Origin of the sequence: Nocardioides bizhenqiangii (assembly GCF_034661235.1) — a bacterium.
Taxonomy (GTDB): domain Bacteria; phylum Actinomycetota; class Actinomycetes; order Propionibacteriales; family Nocardioidaceae; genus Nocardioides; species Nocardioides bizhenqiangii.
This window is the reverse complement of the sequence record NZ_CP141059.1, coordinates 797,291-816,018: the sequence shown is the minus strand read 5'-3', so window position 1 is coordinate 816,018 and position 18,728 is coordinate 797,291. Positions and strand designations below refer to the sequence as shown.

At 70.6% G+C, this 18,728-nt stretch carries 21 protein-coding genes and 1 tRNA gene; 8 read left to right on the top strand and 14 right to left on the bottom strand.

All coding sequences use genetic code 11. From position 1 onward, the window contains the following. The first annotated feature begins 79 nt into the window (after positions 1–79). The gene (pdxY, locus tag SHK19_RS03980) at positions 80–928 is read left to right on the top strand and encodes a pyridoxal kinase PdxY (RefSeq protein WP_322456798.1); all 849 of its coding nucleotides are present in this window, start codon (positions 80–82) and stop codon (positions 926–928) included. On the opposite strand, the gene SHK19_RS03975 is transcribed toward pdxY, so the two are convergent. Beyond that, positions 929–1,825, bottom strand: a complete 897-nt coding sequence (locus SHK19_RS03975; protein ID WP_322456799.1) for a class I SAM-dependent methyltransferase — start codon at positions 1,823–1,825, stop codon at positions 929–931. It abuts the gene before it with no gap. Between the two features lie 205 nt (positions 1,826–2,030). On the opposite strand from SHK19_RS03975, the gene SHK19_RS03970 reads away from it, so the two are divergent. From SHK19_RS03970 to SHK19_RS03945, 6 genes are all read left to right on the top strand, one after another. Beyond that, positions 2,031–2,106 (top strand) — tRNA-Thr (locus SHK19_RS03970). Positions 2,107–2,231: 125 nt separating this feature from the next. Beyond that, a complete protein-coding gene (locus SHK19_RS03965) occupies positions 2,232–2,546 on the top strand; it encodes an HNH endonuclease (RefSeq protein ID WP_322456800.1) in 315 nt (104 codons plus the stop codon). Positions 2,547–2,615: 69 nt separating this feature from the next. After that, entirely contained in the window at positions 2,616–3,050 is a 435-nt protein-coding gene (gene soxR / locus SHK19_RS03960; RefSeq protein WP_322456801.1) for a redox-sensitive transcriptional activator SoxR, read from the top strand. A gap of 70 nt (positions 3,051–3,120) precedes the next feature. Beyond that, entirely contained in the window at positions 3,121–4,338 is a 1,218-nt protein-coding gene (locus SHK19_RS03955) for a DUF4032 domain-containing protein (protein ID WP_322456802.1), read from the top strand. Positions 4,339–4,349: 11 nt separating this feature from the next. Beyond that, complete coding sequence (locus SHK19_RS03950) at positions 4,350–5,483, top strand: ATP-dependent DNA ligase (protein ID WP_322456803.1); 1,134 nt, start codon at positions 4,350–4,352, stop codon at positions 5,481–5,483. A gap of 28 nt (positions 5,484–5,511) precedes the next feature. Continuing rightward, positions 5,512–6,060 carry a hypothetical protein gene (locus SHK19_RS03945; RefSeq protein WP_322456804.1) on the top strand — a complete coding sequence of 183 codons (549 nt, stop codon included), beginning with the start codon at positions 5,512–5,514 and terminating at the stop codon, positions 6,058–6,060. Here the strand turns inward: SHK19_RS03945 and SHK19_RS03940 are convergent, their stop codons facing one another. From SHK19_RS03940 to SHK19_RS03885, 12 genes are all read right to left on the bottom strand, one after another. Beyond that, complete coding sequence (locus SHK19_RS03940; RefSeq protein ID WP_322456805.1) at positions 6,061–6,579, bottom strand: mycothiol transferase; 519 nt, start codon at positions 6,577–6,579, stop codon at positions 6,061–6,063. It lies immediately after the preceding gene. Positions 6,580–6,589: 10 nt separating this feature from the next. Continuing rightward, a complete protein-coding gene (locus SHK19_RS03935; RefSeq protein ID WP_322456806.1) occupies positions 6,590–7,681 on the bottom strand; it encodes a DNA polymerase domain-containing protein in 1,092 nt (363 codons plus the stop codon). 83 nt (positions 7,682–7,764) lie between these two features. Further along, positions 7,765–8,475, bottom strand: a complete 711-nt coding sequence (locus tag SHK19_RS03930) for a hypothetical protein (protein ID WP_322456807.1) — start codon at positions 8,473–8,475, stop codon at positions 7,765–7,767. Between the two features lie 142 nt (positions 8,476–8,617). After that, the gene (gene msrB, locus SHK19_RS03925) at positions 8,618–9,022 is read right to left on the bottom strand and encodes a peptide-methionine (R)-S-oxide reductase MsrB (protein ID WP_322456808.1); all 405 of its coding nucleotides are present in this window, start codon (positions 9,020–9,022) and stop codon (positions 8,618–8,620) included. Positions 9,023–9,090: 68 nt separating this feature from the next. Next, positions 9,091–9,894, bottom strand: a complete 804-nt coding sequence (locus SHK19_RS03920; RefSeq protein ID WP_322456809.1) for a DUF7537 family lipoprotein — start codon at positions 9,892–9,894, stop codon at positions 9,091–9,093. A gap of 90 nt (positions 9,895–9,984) precedes the next feature. Beyond that, positions 9,985–10,380, bottom strand: a complete 396-nt coding sequence (locus SHK19_RS03915; protein ID WP_322937919.1) for a rhodanese-like domain-containing protein — start codon at positions 10,378–10,380, stop codon at positions 9,985–9,987. Next, positions 10,377–10,841: a cysteine dioxygenase gene (locus tag SHK19_RS03910; RefSeq protein ID WP_322456811.1), complete on the bottom strand. Its 465-nt coding sequence runs from the start codon at positions 10,839–10,841 to the stop codon at positions 10,377–10,379. The genes SHK19_RS03915 and SHK19_RS03910 overlap by 4 nt, the downstream gene beginning before the upstream one ends. Positions 10,842–10,903: 62 nt before the next feature. Beyond that, the gene (hemQ, locus tag SHK19_RS03905; RefSeq protein ID WP_322456812.1) at positions 10,904–11,638 is read right to left on the bottom strand and encodes a hydrogen peroxide-dependent heme synthase; all 735 of its coding nucleotides are present in this window, start codon (positions 11,636–11,638) and stop codon (positions 10,904–10,906) included. A gap of 113 nt (positions 11,639–11,751) precedes the next feature. Then, positions 11,752–12,414: a response regulator transcription factor gene (locus tag SHK19_RS03900; RefSeq protein WP_322456813.1), complete on the bottom strand. Its 663-nt coding sequence runs from the start codon at positions 12,412–12,414 to the stop codon at positions 11,752–11,754. After that, entirely contained in the window at positions 12,411–14,564 is a 2,154-nt protein-coding gene (locus SHK19_RS03895; protein ID WP_322456814.1) for a sensor histidine kinase, read from the bottom strand. Before SHK19_RS03895 ends, SHK19_RS03900 begins: the two co-directional genes overlap by 4 nt. Before the next feature lie 71 nt (positions 14,565–14,635). After that, positions 14,636–15,349, bottom strand: coding sequence for a hypothetical protein (locus SHK19_RS03890; RefSeq protein WP_322456815.1), 714 nt, complete (start codon positions 15,347–15,349; stop codon positions 14,636–14,638). 93 nt (positions 15,350–15,442) lie between these two features. Further along, a complete protein-coding gene (locus SHK19_RS03885) occupies positions 15,443–16,807 on the bottom strand; it encodes a protoporphyrinogen/coproporphyrinogen oxidase (RefSeq protein WP_322456816.1) in 1,365 nt (454 codons plus the stop codon). 41 nt (positions 16,808–16,848) lie between these two features. On the opposite strand from SHK19_RS03885, the gene SHK19_RS03880 reads away from it, so the two are divergent. Beyond that, positions 16,849–17,607 (top strand): NYN domain-containing protein, encoded by a 759-nt coding sequence (locus SHK19_RS03880; RefSeq protein ID WP_322456817.1) that lies wholly within the window; start codon positions 16,849–16,851, stop codon positions 17,605–17,607. A 7-nt stretch (positions 17,608–17,614) separates the two neighbouring features. On the opposite strand, the gene hemE is transcribed toward SHK19_RS03880, so the two are convergent. After that, positions 17,615–18,667 (bottom strand): uroporphyrinogen decarboxylase, encoded by a 1,053-nt coding sequence (hemE, locus tag SHK19_RS03875; RefSeq protein WP_322937918.1) that lies wholly within the window; start codon positions 18,665–18,667, stop codon positions 17,615–17,617. Positions 18,668–18,728: the final 61 nt, after the last annotated feature.

Below are 18,728 nucleotides of genomic sequence, written 5' to 3'. Positions count from 1 at the left end.
ACGGCGGTCGGGTAACTGTAACGCGTTCTAGTTTCCGTACGAAAGGGTTTCGTATGTCGACGCTGAGAGGATCGTCCTCGTGCGCATCTTGAGCATCCAGTCCTCGGTCGCCTACGGGCACGTCGGGAACTCCGCAGCGGTGTTCCCGCTGCAACGCCTCGGGCACGAGGTCTGGCCGGTGCTGACGGTGCACTTCTCCAACCACACCGGGTACGGCGACTGGCGCGGACCGCTCCTCGCGCCGGAAGACGTGCGCGAGGTGATCGCCGGACTCGGCGACCGCGACGTGCTCCGTACGGCGGACGCCGTCCTCTCCGGCTACCAGGGCGATCCCGCGATGGGCGCGGTCATCCTGGACGCCGTCGCGGACGTGAAGTCGCTCAACCCGGCCGCGGTCTACTGCTGCGACCCGGTGATCGGCGACGTCGGGCGGGGCGTGTTCGTGCGGCCAGGGATCCCGGAGTTCATCCGCGACGCGGTGGTGCCGCGCGCCGACATCATTACTCCCAACCACTTCGAGCTGGACTTCCTCACCGGCCGCACGACGACCAACCCGGACGAGCTGCTGGCCGCGGTCGACGAGCTCCGCGCGCGCGGACCCCGCGACGTGCTGGTGACGTCGGTGCGCTACCCCGACACGGGTGACAACCTCGACGTGGTGGCGGTCTCGGACGACGGCGCGTGGGCGGTGACCACTCCCCTGCTGCCGATCGGCCCGAACGGCGGCGGCGACCTGACCGCCGCCCTCTACCTCGCGCACCTGCTGGAGACGGGCTCGCCGGCGACCGCGCTCGAGCGCACGACCAACGCGGTGTTCGCCGTGCTGGAGGCGACGCTGGCCGCCGGCACTCGCGAGCTCGCGCTGATCCCCGCCCAGGACGCGATCGCGGATCCACCTGCTCGGTTCGCCGCGGAGCGCCTGCGCTGATCACTCCCTCACGAAGTTCCAGGTGATGAGACAGACCCGGTCGTCCCGGACCGCACGGGCCGCGACCGGCGCCCAAGGATGGAGATCCCAGATGCTCGCCGGCTCGCCGGGGGTCGGTGGGACGGGAATCTCGTCCTCCGGCCGGTCGACCACGGGAGCAACCAGCTCCTGGCAGTCACGGACCACCAGACCCGCAGCGAGAGCGGCGCGCAGGTACTCGCCGGTCGGGTGCGCCCAGCCGGGGATGTAGCCGGGGCCCAGCTCGTTCTGTCCGAGGAGCGGTGTCCGCCGGGAGCCGAGGAAGTAGCCGCGGACGTCCGAGACCAGCAGGTGGCCGCCCGGCCGCAATACTCGCGCGGCCTCGGCGAACGCTGGCGCCAGGTCCTCGACGTGGCTGAGGGCGAGGGTGTTCACGACGATGTCGACGCTGTGGTCAGCGATGGGGAGACGGGCCATCTCGGCGAGTCCGAAGTCGGCGGCCGGCACCTTGACGCGGGCGATCTCGAGCATGCCGGGCGACGTGTCGAAGCCCCGCACGTCGAAGCCACGCGCGGCCAGGTGCGCGGTGTAGCGCCCCGTGCCGCACGCAACGTCGGCCGCAACACCCGGCGCGAGCGCATCGAGGATCGGCAGCAACTGACTCTCGTCCATCGCGAAGAACGGATTGTCTCCGTCGTACGACGGTGCCCATGTGCCGTACCCGTCGTCGGTGGGCAGCGGTGGCACCACGACCCCGTCGCCGAGCTGGTCGGCCCGGTCGAGCAGCGCGCGCACCTCGGCCAGCCGGGCAAGGGTGAAGTCTCGGTCGTAGTCGCCGGCGTAGGCCCGCATCAGCGCGACGCCCTGGAGGCCGAGCAGGTAGGCGAGTGGGTGCTGGAAGATCGGTGCAGGTGACATGCGTGCTCCTTCGGTGAGACCGGACGGCGGCACGCCAGCGCGGCCGACAGTGGTCGGCGCGAGCGGTGGCGGGTCTCAGTGAGCAGGCACGAGCCGATCCTCACCAGTGCCAGTCACCGTCGTCAACGACTTATCGCTCGGATCGCTCCGGTTCGGCGCTCGGCGTCCGCGCTGACTACGATTGCCGCGCGTCTCACGGGCGCATGCCGCGTTAGCTCAGTTGGCAGAGCGTCGACCTTGTAAGTCGAGTGCCGTCGGTTCGATTCCGACACGCGGCTCCAGCATTTGTACCGGAGGTTCGATTTAACTTCCGGACATGCGGCAGTGTCTCGGGTGCGGACGGCAGCTCGTCAAGCCAAGTCAGAAGCTTTATTGCAGCTTCAAATGCCAACGATCACTCGAACGAGTGCGCAAGACGGCAGCGTGGTTGAAGTCCGGCGAAGCGGTGGTCGGCGGCTACAAGAGCCACTACATCCGTCTCCACATCCTGGATGAACAGGACGGGTGTTGCGCCATCTGCGTCGTCGTCGACCAGTGGAACGACCTTCCCCTCGTGCTGGTGCTGGACCACATCGACGGCGTCGCGTCCAACAACCGCCGCGAGAACCTGCGGATGATCTGCCCGAATTGCGACTCTCAACTTCCCACGTTCAAGAGCCGAAACCGGGGCAAGGGTCGTCACTACCGCAGAGAGCGCTACGCGAACGGCCAGTCGTACTGACGGCATCGTCGACTCCGAAAATATTAAACCTCACTTGAACTTGAGGTCAGAGCGCGGCACCATCCTCCCATGACCTTGCTGACCATCGGACAGCTCGCCGAACGGTCGGGCGTGGCGACCAGCGCGATCCGCTTCTACGAGGAGAAGGGGCTGATCCGCTCGACGCGGACGACCGGCAACCAGCGGCGCTACGAGCAGTCGACGCTGCGGCGGGTGGCGTTCGTGCGGGCCGCCCAGCGGGTCGGGCTGACCCTCGAGGAGGTGGCGGCGGCGCTCGCCACCCTCCCCGACAACCGCGCGCCCACCAAGTCCGACTGGCACCGGATCAGCAGGGAGTGGAAGCCGCGGCTGGAGGAGCAGATCCGTCGGATCCGGCTCCTCGAGCAGCGGCTCGACAGCTGCATCGGTTGCGGATGCCTCAGCCTCAAGAGCTGCTCGCTGATGAACCCCGGCGATGTCGCGGGCGAGCTGGGCGGCAAGGGCGCGGTGCTGCTGGAGCCCTGAGGTCTCGTGACGGTCGCAGAGCGACCTCCTCGACCAACGGTGGTGCTCGCGACGGCGTAGGGTCGCGGGCATGGCGCTGCACGTCATCGCCAACCGGGTCGGGCCGGCCGAGAAGACGGCCCTCCTGACCCTGCCCTGGGCGACTCCGCTGGCCGAGTGGCCCGAGGAGTACGTCGTCCCGCTGCCGCGCGGCCTCTCCCGCCACGTGGTCCGGATCGTGCGCGCCGGTCGTTCGACCTTGGCGGTGAAGGAGACCGAGCCGGAGATCGCGATGCGGGAGTACCGCCTGCTGCGCGACCTGCGCCGGCTCGACCTCCCGACGGTGGTGCCCCAGGGCGTGGTGACCGGGCGGACCGACCCGGACGGCAACGAGCTACCGGCCGCGCTGGTGACCGAGCACCTCCAGTTCTCACTCCCCTACCGCAGCCTGTTCCGGCACGGGCTCGGCGCCGAGAACCTCCCCGAGCTGGTCGACGCGCTCGTCGTACTGCTGGTGCGGCTGCATCTCGCCGACTTCTACTGGGGCGACGTCTCGCTCTCCAACGTCCTGTTCCGCCGCAGCGCAGGTGGCTTCGCGGCCTACCTCGTCGACGCCGAGACCGGCGAGCTCAAGTCGAGCCTGTCGGACGGGATGCGCGAGTACGACGTCACCGTCGCCGGCGAGAACGTCTTCGCCGAGCTGCTCGACCTGCAGGCCGGCGAGGAGCTCGACCCCGACGTCGGTGCGCACGAGATCGTCGACCTGCTGGCCGAGCGTTACGCCGCGCTGTGGGGTCAGCTGACCGCGGTCGAGGAGTTCGACACTGCCGAGATGTGGCGCATCGAGCAGCGGATCGAGCGGCTCAACGAGCTCGGGTTCGACGTCGACGAGCTCGAGATCATCACCGATCTCGGCGGCGACACCGTGCGGATCCAGCCGAAGGTCGTCGAAGCCGGTCACTACAGCCGGGAGCTCCAGGGCCTGACCGGGCTCGGGGTCGAGGATGCCCAGGCGCGGCGGCTCCTCAACGACCTCGCCTCCTTCACCGCGCACCACGACCTCGGTCGGGAGGACCGGGCGGTGGTGGCCAACCAGTGGTTGACCACGATCTACGAGCCTCTGGTCGCGATGATGCCCGCCGACCACCGCGGCAAGCTGGAGCCTCCGGAGTTCTTCCACGAGGTCCTGGTGCACCGCTGGTTCCTGTCGGAGCAGGCCGGCCACGAGGTCGACATCTTCGACTCCGCCGCTGACTACATCGCCAACGTGCTCCCGAACCGGCCCGATGAATTGGTGGCGGCGGACTAGTCTCAGCAACCGTGGATCTCCCCGTGATGCCGCCCGTCCAGCCGATGCTCGCCAAGGCGGTGACCGGCGTGCCGGACCCGGCCAAGTACGACCCCGACGGCACCTACGACGGGCTGGGGCTGAGCTTCGAGCCGAAGTGGGACGGCTTCCGCTGCCTGCTCTTCAAGGACGGCGACGAGGTCGAGCTGGCCAGCCGCAACACCAAGCCGCTCACCCGCTACTTCCCCGAGCTCGTGACTGCCGCCCGGGACCAGCTGCCCGACCGGTGCGTCCTCGACGGCGAGATCTTCGTAGCGTTGCCGACCGACGGTCGGGACCGGCTGCAGTTCGAGGTCCTCCAGGAACGGATCCACCCGGCCGCCAGCAGGATCAACCTGTTGGCCGAGCAGACGCCCGCGAGCTTCGTCGCGTTCGACCTGCTCGCCCTCGGCGACGAGTCGTGGATGGACCGTCCGTTCTCGGAGCGGCGGGCGGCACTCGTGGAGGCGCTCGCGGACTTGCCGCCGGAGGGGCCGTGCCACCTCACCCGGACCAGCACTGACCCGGCGGTGGCAGAGGAGTGGTTCCACCAGTTCGAGGGCGCCGGCCTCGACGGCGTGGTCGCCAAGCCGATGGGCGCGCCGTACCAGCCGAACGCCCGCACCATGCTCAAGATCAAGCACGAGCGCACCGCCGACGTCGTGGTGGCCGGCATGCGCGAGCACAAGACCAGCACGCCGGAGCGGCCGCTGCTCGGCAGCCTGCTGCTCGGCCTCTACGACGACGGAGAGCTGCAGCACGTCGGTGTGAGCGCGAGCTTCACCGAGAAGCGACGCGCGGAGCTGTGGCAGGAGATGCAGGCCCTCGTCGTACCGATCGAGGAGCACCCGTGGGGCAGGTGGCAGGAGTTCCTCGTCGCCAACCCCGGCCGCCAGCCCGGCACCCAGAGCCGCTGGAGCCAGGGCAAGGACCTCTCCTTCACGCCTCTGCGGCCGGAACGGGTGCTCGAGGTCAAGTACGACGCGATGGAGGGCCGTCGCTTCCGCCACACCGCCCACTTCAAGCGCTGGCGTGAGGACCGCGACCCCGAGTCGTGCGGCTACGAGCAGCTGGAGCAGCCCGTCTCCTACGACCTCTCCGACGTGCTCGGCGGGGGCGCTGGTTGACGGGCCCCAACGGGTGTAGGACTGAGCCATGGAGACCGCATCGGAGAAGTACGACGTCGTCCTTCTCATCGAGCAGCCGCTGACCGCCCCGGACGCGGCGCAGGTGCGCTCGCTGCACGAGGACTTCGACGCCCACGTCGTCTATCACGTGCTGCTGCCGTTGGTCGACGCTGCCGCTGCGGTCGAGGCCTCGCTGGGATCGATCGGTGGCGCCGACCTGCTGGCACCGCCGATGACGCCCAGTCCGGACGACCTGGCCGCGCTGCGCGAGGAGCAGAAGGACCAGGCGAAGCACGACCTCACCGTCACCACCGACGCCCTGCGCGCCGCCGGCGCCGAAGTCGGCAGCGCCGCGGTGGTCAGCGACCCGCCGGTCGACGCCCTCGCGGCGAAGGTCACCGAGGTCGACGGACGGGAGGCGATCGTGCTGACCCGCCCGCACGTCGTCGCAGAGTTCTTCCACGTCGACTGGACCTCCCGCGCCCGACGCAAGCTCGGCGTCCCGGTCCTGCACCTGCTCGAGCACGAGAACTTCGACGAGCAGGCAGGCGGCGGCGAGGGCGTCACCGGCGTCTGATCAGTCAGAGAGCTCGACCACGATGTCGAGGTGCCCGGCGTGCCTGGCGTACTCGGCGAGCACGTGGAAGCAGATCCACTCGAGGGTGGGAGGGTCCTCGCCGAACCGGCCACCGGTCGACCCCGCCGTGTCGAGGGCATACGACGACAGCACCTCCCGGGTCCGCGCACCCACCGCCTCCAGCCGGTCGGCGAGCTCCTCCGCGGTGACGCCGTCGGCAACCTGCCAGCGGCCGTCGACGCCGTCACGCCACGGCTCGTCGACGTCCCAGTCGCCCCAGGGGTCGTCGACCTGCTCGCCCAGGAAGCCCCACGCGAACCACCGCTGCTCCATGTGCAGGACATGGCTGAGCAGCTCGAGCGGCGTCCAGCCGGAGGGGACGCGGGTGGTGCGCTGCTGCTCCGGGGTCAGGCCGAGTACGCCGCGGACCATCTCGGCACGCACCCAGTCGAGGTAGTCGGACCAGCGCACGGCGCCGGCGTCCCCCGTCTTGGACGGCTCCGCGCTGTTGCGTGCCATCCGCTGGTCCTCAGCCACGATCGGGTCCGACGTAGTTGCCCTCGTCATCCCAGTGCTCGGCGACCTTCTTGCTCGGCTGGACCCGGGGTGGCTCGCCCGGCATCTTCGGGTAGTCCGGCGGGAAGTTGAGCTCGCCGCCCGGCAGCTCCTCCCAGAGCCGGAGCAACGGCTCGAGCGAGAACGCCTCGTCGTCGATGGTCGCCCACGGATCGCCGTCGACCACCCGGTCGGGCACGGTGAAGAGGTTGTAGTCGCGCGGGTCGGTCACCGTTGCCAGCTCGTCCCAGGTCACCGGCGTCGACACCGGGGCGCCCGGGATCGGCCGCAGCGAGTAGGCCGAGGCGATGGTCCGGTCGCGGTTGTTCTGGTTGTAGTCGACGAAGATCCGCTCGCCGCGCTCCTCCTTCCACCACGCGGTGGTCACGCCCTCGTCGCGCCGCTCGAGCTCGCGGCCGAAGCCGATCGCCGCGTGCCGGACGTCCTCGAACGTCCACCGCGGCTCGATCCGCACGTAGATGTGGACGCCGCGGTTGCCCGACGTCTTCGGGTAGCCCCGGATGCCGAGCTCCTCGAGCACCTCGCGGGCGACGTCGGCGACGCGCACCGCATCGGCGAAGCTGGTGCCGGGCTGCGGATCGAGGTCGATCCGCAGCTCGTCGGGGTGGTCGACGTCGGTGCGCCGCACCGGCCACGGGTGGAAGGTGAGCGCGCCCATCTGGGCGCACCACACCGGCACAGCGATCTCGGTCGGGCAGATCTCGTCGGCGGTACGGCCGGACGGGAAGGTGATGCCGACGGACTCCAGGTAGTCGGGAGCCCCCTTGGGCACCCGCTTCTGGTAGAACGCCTCGGCGTCCTTGTCCGACGGACCGGTGGCCAGCTTGAAGCCTTCTCGTACGCCGCTCGGCCACCGCTCGAGCGCGGTCGGCCGGTCGCGGAGCGCCCGCATCAGCCCGTCCTCGACGCTGACGACGTACTCCGCCACCATCAGCTTGGTGACCTCGGGCGTGCGATCGGTGGCCTCGTAGATCACCCGGTCGGGACTGGAGATCCGGACGGCGCGCTCGCCGGCCCGCACCTCCGCGGCAGCGGTCTTTGCCATGATGCGACCCTAGCCGCCGGCGACGACGCAGCCGCCGGCGGCGACGCAACCACCGACCCCTGGTCGGCTGGTGACCAGGCGGGTCAGCGTCGGTAGTCGGCGACCACCCGGAAGTGAGCGCGCTTGGTCAGCGTCTGGCCGACTGGGATGTCCCGCTCGTTGGCCCGGGTCACGAACTGCACGAAGATCAGGTACTTTCCCCGACGGACATTGAACGTCAGGTCGCCGTGCGCGTTGGGGCGGATCCGGTCGACCACCGGGTTGCCGTTGCGGGAGACGAAGATCTGCTCGATCTGTCCCGCCGCTCCCCGGTCCCACTCGAGGCGGACCTGACCGCGCCGACGGACCCTGACCTCGGCGCTGGACTGGGAGTCGGCGATCAGGCCCATCCCGCAGTCGAAGCCGGTGTCGTCGGTGAGTCGCACCAGGTGGTCCGCGGTGAACCGCACGACGTCGAACGCGCCGTCGTTGGCGTCGGCCACCCCCGAGGTGTCGTTCTCGACGCGACCGTGCGCGCTCACCGGGTCGCCCGGCGGGGTCGCCCGGAAGCTGGTCCCGGTCCGCGCAGTCCGTCGACCGGTTGCGGGCGTGAACACCTTGGTCGCCTGCCCGTTGTTGGACTCGAAGAAGCTGCAGGCGCCACCCGCCACGTCCCGGTAGTAGCCGTAGGCGCTGACGCGGCCGTCGGCCGGCGTGGCGGAGGCCGGGGCTGCCGCGAGCAGCAGGGAACCGCCGGTCGCGGTGGCGAGTGCGGCCGCGACGAGCGCGCGGCGGGGCGAGAATGTCGAGGTCATGCCGGAACGCTAGGCCAGCTCGTCGTACGCCGAATCAGGGTTAGCCCTTTTCTCCAGGGATCCCCCACAACAGGCATCCGGAGCAGGACGAGCCCACGTCGGCGGCGGCGATCCCTGCAGGGCCGCCGAGTGCGAGCGCCGATCAGGCTGGGTCGGCGGGCTCGAGCGTCAGGCTGATCGAGTTGATGCAGTAACGGTCCCCGGTCGGCGTGCCGTAGCCGTCGGGGAAGACGTGGCCGAGGTGCGAACCGCAGTTGGAGCAGCGCACCTCGGTCCGCTTCATCCCGTGCGAGTCGTCCTCGATGTACTCGATCGTGTCGCTGATCGGCTGGTAGAAGCTGGGCCAGCCACACCCGGAGTGGAACTTCGTGTCCGACTCGAAGAGCTTCGCCTGGCAGGCCTTGCAGCGGTAGACGCCCTTGGTCTCGGTGTCTGTGTACTCGCCCTTGAACGCCCGCTCGGTGCCGGCCTGGCGGAGCACGGCGTACTCCTCCGGAGAGAGCTCGGCCTTCCAGTCCTCGTCGGTCTTGTCCACGTTGTACGTCATGCCATCGAGGCTACCCACGCGCTGTTCGGCTCACGCCGGGGTCGGGTAAAGATTCCTGGGTCCGGGCGTCATCCCGACGGCAGCTCGAACGGCTCCACCTGATCTGCCGGAGGCGTCTCGATCTCCACCGGCTCACCCCAGTCGCTCAGGCGGACTACACCCTCGACGCCGGCCGCACTGATCGTCATCTTCCGGAGGAGGTGGGCCCCGTCGAGATACAGCTCGTAGGAGATGGCGGGGACCTCGTTCGTCGGGACGTCCATCTCCCTGGCGAGGTACTCGGCGCTGAAGGACACGTCGTAGCCGTAGAGCTCCTCGCCGTCGATGTCCTCGGAACCGAGGTAGGTCACCTCGTCCAGTCCGGACTCGAAGACTTCGATCAGCTGGGTCGGGTCTCCGGCCTGCGTCCCTGCCAGGATCTGGTCGGCAAGCTCTGGGGGAAGCTGCATCCAGCTCCGCTCGGCTTCCTCGCGGACGTAGAAGGCGCCGTCGACCAACATCATCTCGACCGTTCCCTCGTCGGACTCGGCGGTGCCGTGCATCGCCGGGTCGCCGGTCGCGCTGAAGCGGTAGTCGACCTCCGCGATCGACTTCCCCTCGGAGGTCATGAGCATGTGCACGGTGCCCGCGCCGTACATCGCCTCGGTCAGGGAGGCCGCGAAGGTCTGCGCGGTCAATGGTTGGTAGTCGTCGCCAACCGGACTCTTCGAGTCACTTGATCCCACCGGGCTGCTCGAGTCCGACCCGTCCCCCTGAGGCTTCGAGCTGCTGCCGCTCGAGTCGGCAGTCTGCGGATCCTCGGCGCAACCGGCGCCGACGGCCAGAACACCGGCGAGCACGACAGTGGACAGAACCCGGATCCCCGCAAGCATGCGCGCCACCCTAGGCGGGCGAGACAGGACTGGCAGCGCTACCGCGCTTTCTCCCGGCGGTCGATCAGCCGCCGACGCGCGCCGACTCCATCAAGCCGTCACCGGCAGCCCGGCATCCCGCCACCCGGCGAACCCGCCGATCACGTCCGTGGCGCGGTGGATGCCGATGCTCTGCAGCGCGGCCGCGGCCAGCGAGGAGGTGTAGCCCTCCTGGCAGAGGACGATCACGCGACGGTCGAAGGACGCCTCGGGGATCGAGGCGTCACTGCGCGGGTCGAACCGCCACTCCAGCACGTTCCGCTCGACGACGAGCACGGGAAGCGTGTCAGCGACCTCTCCCTCGGTGGCACGCTGGGCCGCCGGTCGGATGTCGACGAGCGCCGCGTCTCGTGTGGTGAGCTCCTCGAAGGCGGCGCTCGGGGTGACCCGGTCGAGGCGGGTGCGGGCGTCGGCGAGCAGCGCGTCGACCCCGTTGTACCGCTTCACCACTCCTCGCCCGCACGCTCCACGCCGAGCATCTCGAGCCGGTCGCCGAGGAAGCGGAACCGGGTCATGGTGGTGAGCCGGGGCGAGTACGCGTGCAGCGAGAGTGTCGGGTGGTCGCTCGCGTTGCGGACGTCGTGCGCGTAGCCGGCACCGAACGCCTTCGCGTCGCCGACGTGGTGGTCGACGAGCTGGAGGCCGCCACCGTCGAAGGTGTGCTCGGTCAGGGTGCCACGAAGCACGGTGAAGGCGCCCGCGGAGGCGCCGTGGTCGTGCCAGTCGGTGGCGGCGCCCGCCGGCCAGGAGATCAGCCAGAGCTCGTGGTCCTCGGTGGCGAGCAACCGGATCCAGGAGCGATCGGCCGGATGGGGGTCGAGCAGGTCGAGGAGCTCGGGGTCTGCGGCGTCACGCACCAGCTCGAGCAGGGGCAATACGGCGGGCGGGGTGGCAAGGGAATGGGCCATGCACCCCATAGTGCATTAAGTCGATAGCCTTTCCAAACTTAAGGCATTCGGCGGGTCCAGCGTCAGGGCAGCCGGTCGAGGAGGTCGGCGACCTCCACCCGGGCGCCGGTGTAGAACGGCACCTCCTCGCGCACGTGGCGGCGGGTCTCGGAGCCGCGCAGGTGGCGCATCAGGTCGACGATCCGAGTGAGGTCGTCGGCCTCGAACGCGAGGATCCACTCGTAGTCGCCGAGCGCGAACGACGGGACGGTGTTGGCCCGGACGTCGGGGTAGTCGCGGGCCATCTGGCCGTGCTCGGCCAGCAGCCGGCGGCGCTCGGTCTCCTCGAGGAGGTACCACTCGTAGGAACGGACGAAGGGATAGACGGCTGCGTAGGCGTGGGCACGCTCGTCGGCGAGGAACGCCGGCAGGTGGCTGCGGTTGAACTCCGCGGGTCGGTGCAGCGCCATCTGCGACCAGACCGGCGCGAGCCGGGTGCCGAATGCGGTACGACGGAGCCGGTGGTAGGCCTGCTGGAGCTGGTCGCTGCTCGCGGCGTGCCACCACACCATCAGGTCGGCGTCGGCGCGGAGTCCGGCGACGTCATAGACACCCCGCACCACGACCTCGTCGCCCGACGGACCAGCGAGGTCGGCGAGCAGCGCCTCGACCTCTGCCGCCTCGCTCTTGCGGACGACATCATCCGAGCCGATCGGCCGCTCGAGCTTGAAGACCGACCACATCGTGAAGCGGATCGTGTCGTTGAGCTCGTTGATCTTGGCGGCGTTGGACTTGATGTCCGCCTGCGGGTCGCTCATGTCCCCATTGTGCTCGGTCTCGATACGCCCTCGCCTAGCGGCTCGGGCTACTCGACCAGCGACCCCCCGTTGGTCGAGTAGGCCGAGCGCTCTGCGCGAGGCCGTATCGAGACCTACTCCCGCCCGTAGCCCGCCTCGCGGGCCTTGACGATCGCGTCCGCCCGACCGGAGACGCCGATCTTGGCGTAGATGGCCGAGACCGTGTTGCGGACGGTCTTGTTGGACACGTAGAGCTCGCCGGCGATGTCGTCGTTGGAGGAGCCGCGCGCCACCATCTGCAACACCGAACGCTCGCGCTCGGTCAGCTCGGGGAACGGCTCTTCGGAGCCGCCGCGGGGACCGCCGTTCGCGAGCAGGGCGGCGACCTGGTGGGCCATCGAAGCACCGAAGACCATGCCGCCGGCGGCCGCCGTACGGATCGCGTTGTGCACCTCGGCGGCGCCGGAGCCCTTGAGCAGGTAGCCGCAGGCACCGGCCCGGATCGCGCTCAGGACCGTGTCGTCGTCCTCGTTCATGGTGAGCATGAGGACCTTCAGCGCGGGGTCGCGCCCGACCAGGAACCGGGTCGCCTCGACGCCGTCGAGCAGCGGCATCTGGATGTCCATCACGACGACGTCGGGCGCTGCCTCCCCGACGACGTGGAGCGCCTCCCGGCCGTCGGCGGCGGCACCCACGACCTCGACGCCCTCGAGTGCGCCGAGCAGCGCGGTCAGCCCGTCCCGGACGATCTGGTGGTCGTCGACGACCACGACGCGGATCGTGTCGGCGGTGCTCATGAGGCGCTCCTTCCGGGGTCCCCGCGAAGTTGTTCGCCGGAGGACAGAAGCTCTCGGTTGACTTCCGACGTGGGGCCGCCTGGCGGAGGCGAAGAACTTCGTGGGGTGGGCCTTAGAGGAAGTCGGGCGCGGACGACAGTGCCACCACCCTCCGGGCAGGTCACGTCGGCGCGCCCACCCAGCTCGGCCGCACGCTCCCGCACGCTGACCAGCCCTACGCCGGCCTGTCGGTCGTGGTCGATACCGACACCGTCGTCGGCGACTTCCACGACGAGCGCGTCGTCGACCAGGGCGAGGGTGAGCATGGCGCGGCTCGCGCGGGCGTGGCGAGCGACGTTGGTCAGCGCCTCGCTCGCGATCCTGTACGCCGCGACCTCGACGGCCGCGGGCAGTCGGCCGTCAAGCTCGGGCGCGACCACCGTGAGCGGGACGTCGAGCCGGTCCGCCTGCTGCTGGATCGCACCGGAGAGACCGCGGTCGTCGAGCGCGGGCGGGCGCAGGTCGTGCACGAGGCGACGTACGTCGGCCACGACGCCCTGGACGTGCTGGCTGACGTCCTCGATCTGCGAGCGCGCGCGGTCGGGGTCGGTGTCGACCTGGAGGCGAGCCGCCTCGAGCTGGAACACCATGCCGCTGAGCGCCGGGCCGAGGCCGTCGTGCAGGTCGCGCCGGATCCTCCGCCGCTCCTCCTCGCGGGCGGTCACCAGGCGCTCGCGGCTGTGCTGCACCTCCTCGGCGAGCTGGCTGGTGCGCACGGCCGTCGCCGCCTGCCGGACCAGGTCTCCGAGCAGCTCCTCGTCCCGCGCGGTGAGCCGGCTGCGGATGCCCTTGGCAGGGAGGACCAGTCGGCCGACGTCGGAGCCGCGGTAGGTGATGGGGAGGGTGCGGACATCGGCCGGCCGCTCGCCGTGGGTCGTCACCATCCGCTCCCCGTTGCTGCGGTCGACCTCGAGGCTCACGAACCGGACGCGGAACGCGGCCGCCACGGCCCGCGCCACCGCCGCGAGCTGCTCGCCGGCGTCGTCGGTGTTCTCGAGGGTGGAGGAGAGGCCGGCCAGCGCGTCGTACCGGTTGCCGCGCTCGCCGAGCATCCGGCGGCGGACGGCGGCGGAGAGCCGCTGCCGGAGCGGGCCGTAGAGCACGACCGCGACGATGAGGACGACCGCGACCACCTGGGCCTGGGTCAGGTCGTCGTCGAGGACCAGCGTGAGGACGGTGAGGAGGGCGGCGTCCGCGCCGATGAGGACGAGGAGCAGCACGGCGAGCACGAGGGTGCGGCCGAGCAGGTCCTCGATCGGGACCAGCTGCGGGCGGACGACGGCGACCGTCATCGCAGCCCCCGGGAGGACCATCGCCACGATGATCGAGGCGTAGTCGGTGCCTTCCACCTCGACCACGAACGCGGTGACGGCCTCGTAGGCCGCGATCACCACGACGCTCCACGCGAGCCAGCGCATCCGGTCGCGGCTGATCCCCTCCGACCGGAGGTAGCGGACCACGACGAGGGCCAGTGCGGTCGCGAACGCCGCCAGGAGGATGCCGAGGACGACCGGCCTGAGCGTGTCCTCGCTCCCGGCCAGGGAGTTGATGGTGACCGGGTCGACGTTGATCTCCGGTGGGAGCATCCGCATGTTGGCGGCGAGCTCCTGCTCGAGCGGCATCACCAGGATCACCAGGCCGCAGGACACGGAGACGACGAGAGCCGTCCGTCCGATCACCCCGGCAGCGCCCGGGAGGAAGCGCCCGTTGGGGAAGACGAGCAGCAGCACCATGATCGAGATCGGGAGGAACACTCCGAACCGCTCGAGGAACCACACCGAGAAGGTCATCCCGGGCCACAGCCGATCGTCGGTGATGCCGGCCCTGATGTAGGACTGGGCGAGCCCGTCGAGCACCCAGAAGAGCCCGAGCAGGCCGAGGAGCCAGCCGAAGATCCGCGCCTCGCGCCCGAGCAGGATCGGCGCCGCGAGGAACCCGAGGATCACGCCGTTGAGTGCGAACGGCCAGCCCGGGTCGCCGGCGTACCGGACGCCGGCGCCGGTCTCCGGCGCAGCCGCGTCGAGCACGACCGCGAGGGCGAACAGCACGCTGCAGGCCACCGGGACCGCGATGGCCGCGGCCGGAGACCTGGATCCCTGTTCTTGGAGCACCGGGACAGTGTGCAGCCGACCCGACCCCTGAGGGGCCGGATCGGCTGCCGTCTCATGTCTCAGCTTGCGGGTCACCGACCCCGGTACGCCTTGTCACCGACCAGGAACCCGAGCGCCACGACGATCAGGCCGATCGGACCGGTGAAGCCGGCCATGTACTGCAGCGGGGAGATGCCGAAGGCCAACGTGATGCCACCGCCGAGGAGGCCGACCAGGCCGAGCCACCGCGCCACGCCGCCGGAGCGGGCCAGCGCGAACAGGGCGATCCCTGAGAGACCGAGCAGGCCCCAGCACCACGGGATGGTGCCGACCCAGTGGTTGTAGAACGCGGCGTTGTCGGGCGACACGATCTTCTCGTCCCCGACCCCGAAGACGAACTCGGTGTCGAGGCCGGTCCCCATCACGATGACGAACGCGGTGCCGAGCAGGCCGAACGTCGCGATCATGGGAGCGATGCTGTCGGTGGGCGCGGTCGCCCGCAGCCGTCGGTAGAGGCCGGCGGCGAAGACGATCATCAGCACCGCGCTCAGCATGCCCAGGACGTGGAACACGATCAGGTTGGGAACGTAGTCGCTGAGCTTGTCGGCGATCTTGGTGGTGTCGCCGCCGAGGCTCTCGTCGTAGACGGCGCTCATCGACAGCGACGCGGCGATCGCGCCGGCTCCGGTGATGCCGGCACCGACGCCGGCGAGTGCCCATCGGGTGCTGGTCCGGGCTCCGGGCGCCGGCGCTGGTCCGGCGCCCACGTCCGAACGCACCGGGTGGGTGACGGTCTGGGTGGTCATCGCTTCCTCTTTCTCTCGGGTGGACTGCGATGACCCGACGGTGCCGGTCCCGGTGTCCCGGCTCCCAGGGACAGGTGGGCAGACCTCCCGGGACTACGCGGTCGTGCCGAGCTCGGCAGCAGCCCTCTGTCCGGAGCCGATGCAGGCGGCGATGCCGACGCCGTCGTACGCCGCCCCGCAGACGGCGAGCCCGGGTACGGCGGCAACGGCGGCGCGAATCCGAGCGACGCGGTCGAGGTGGCCGACGGCGTACTGCGGGAGTCCCCCGCCCCATCTTTCGACGACGGTGTCGACGGGAGTCGCGACGAGCCCGGTCGCCTCCGCGAGGTCGGCGAGCGAGACCCGCACCAGGTCGTCGTCAGGGACCTGGAGGGTCTGCTCCTCCCCGTACCGGCCGAGCGACGTGCGGAAGACCAGCAGGTCTCTGTCGCCGCTGGCACCGGCCGCGCGGACCCAGTCCCACTTGGCGAAGGAGAAGGTCGCCGCCTTGACGGCGCGGCCGTCGACCGGTGGCACCAAGAAGCCGGACGCCCCGATGTCGATCGCCTCGGTGACCGCGGGGTCGGCTCGGAAGGCGAAGGTCACCACGGCGGACGACGCGTAGCCGATGCCGGCCAGCTCGGCGGCGGCCGTCGGCGCCAGGTCGGCGAGCAGGCGCGCGGTCGGGGCGGCCGGGGTGGCGACCACCACACCGTCCGCGGCCTCGACCTCGCGGACCCCGAGCTGGTCGATCACCACCTCGAACCCGCCGGGCGTGCGGCGCACCTCCCGCGTCACCGCGTCCGTCCGGACCTCGGCCCGGCCGCTCGCAGCCAGCTCGCCCGCGATCGCGTCCGGGAGCTGCCACATCCCGCCCGGGACGCCGGCGAAGACCGGGACGGCCGGCGCCGGCGGCACGTCGACCTGTTCCCGGGCGAGCAGGTCCACCAGCTGTGGCGCGGCCGCTCGCGCGGAGATGCCGCGGGCGTGGCCCGCATAGACCCCGCCGAGCAGCGGCTCGACCAGACGGTCGACCACCTCGTCGCCGTACCTCGCGCCGACGAGCTCGCCGACCGAGACGTCGCCGTCGGGACGAGGGACCTGCTGGTGCCGCGCGCGCTGCAGGCCGTCCGGCGACAGGATGCCGCTCTCCTCGAGCTGGTCGAGGTCGAGCGGCGCCCCCATCAGGGTGCGCGGCAGCGGCCGCAGCGCACCGCGCGTCCAGATCCGGGAGGTGGCGCCGGTCGGGTGGGTCACGGGCAGGCCGGTGGCGGTGGCGAGCCCGACGCCCTCGGGCCGTCGGTTGATCATCGCCTCGGCGCCGACGTCGACGCTGATCCCGGCGACCTCGCCGCGCCGCAGCTTGCCGCCGAGCCGGTCCGATCCCTCGAGGACCAGCACCTCGTGGCCGGCGGCGACTAGGTCGCGGGCAGCGGTCAGCCCGCTGATCCCACCACCCACCACGATGAACCGCCGCACCGGTCCAGCGTGGCAGACGCGCGCAGGACATGATGAAGGGCATGTCGACACCGAACCAGCGCCTGGCTGTCCTGATCGATGCGGACAACACGTCGCCGAAGCACGCCGGCGCCCTGCTGGAGGAGCTGGCGTCGTACGGCGTGGCGAGCGTCAAGCGTGCGTACGGCGACTGGACGACGCCGCAGCTCAACGGCTGGAAGAGCGTGCTCAACCAGCACGCGATCGTGCCGGTGCAGCAGTTCGCCTACACGACCGGCAAGAACTCCACCGACTCCACGCTCATCATCGACGCGATGGACCTGCTCTACTCCGGCAACCTCGACGCGTTCGCGCTGGTGTCGAGCGACAGCGACTTCACCCGGCTGGCCACCCGGCTGCGGGAGTCGGGGATGACCGTCTACGGGCTCGGGCTGCGGAAGACGCCGGCGTCCCTGGTGGCCGCCTGCGACCGGTTCATCTACCTCGAGGTCCTGGGCAGCGAGTCGGTGCCCGAGTCGGAAGACCCGACCAGCGAGGAGGCACCGGTCCCCAACCTGCAGAGCCTGCTGACCAAGGCGATCAACAGCGCGTCTCAGGAGGACGGGACGGTCAGCGTCAGCGGACTCGGGAACTACCTGCGCTCGGTGAGCACGTCGTTCGACCCGCGGCTCTACGGCCACTCCAAGCTGTCGGCGCTCCTGCAGGCGCAGGGCTACCTGACGGTGACCGGCAGCGGCAGCGGGATGCAGGTCAGCCTCAAGAAGAGGGCGCCGGCGAAGAAGGCCGCCAAGAAGTCCGCGGCGAAGAAGCAGGCCGACTGAGACCCGGTCAGCCCAGCGAGTAGGACTGCACGAACTCCGTCAGCCGCGCGAGCTGGTCGGGGTCGGTGGACGGGATGACCCCGTGGCCGAGGTTGAAGACGTGCCCCTTGGCGGCGCGCCCCGCCTCGATGATCTCGGCCGCGCGGGCGGTCATGACGCCGGTCGGGGCGAACACCAGGGTCGGGTCGAGGTTGCCCTGGACGGCCCGGTCACCGACGAGCTGGATCGCCGACCCCAGCGGCGTGCGCCAGTCGACGCCGACCACGTCCGCACCGGCCGTGCCCATCAGGGACAGCAGGTTCGTCGTACCGACGCCGAAGTGGATGCGCGGCGCGCCGAGGGCGCCCACGCGCGCGAGCACGGCGGCGGAGTGCGGCATGACGTAGCGCTCGTAGTCGCCGGGCGTCAGCGCGCCGGCCCACGAGTCGAAGAGCTGGACGGCGGACGCACCGGCCGCGGCCTGCACCTCGAGGAAGGTCGCGGAGATGCCGGCGATCTTGCGCATCAGCGCGTCCCAGACCTCCGGCGCGCCGAACATCAGGGCCTTGGTCTTCGCGTGCTCCTTGGAGGGCCCGCCCTCGACGAGGTACGACGCCACGGTGAACGGCGCCCCGGCGAACCCGATCAGCGGCGTGCCGCCGTTCATCCCGGCCAGCTCACCGACCAGCGACCGCACCGCCTCGGTGATGAACGGCACGTGCTCGGGCGTCAGGTCCGGGATCGCAGCCACGTCGGCGAGGGTCCGGACCGGCTGGGCCACGACCGGCCCCACGCCCGGCTTGATGTCGAGGTCGACCCCGACCGCCTTGAGCGGCAGCACGATGTCGGAGAAGAAGATGGCCGCGTCGACGCCGTACCGCCGGACCGGCTGGAGGGTGATCTCGGTGACCAGCTCGGCGTTCATGCACGACTCGAGCATGTTGGTGCCCTCGCGGACCGCGAGGTACTCCGGCAGCGAGCGGCCGGCCTGGCGCATGAACCACACCGGGGTGTGCGACACCGGTTCACCGCGCACTGCCCGGAGGAACGCGCTGTCGCTGAGGTCGTGAGGGTCGCTCATATCGGGCACAGCGTCTCAGGCGGGTCGGGTTGGTGCACATCGCGGGGGCGGCGTGCCGCGG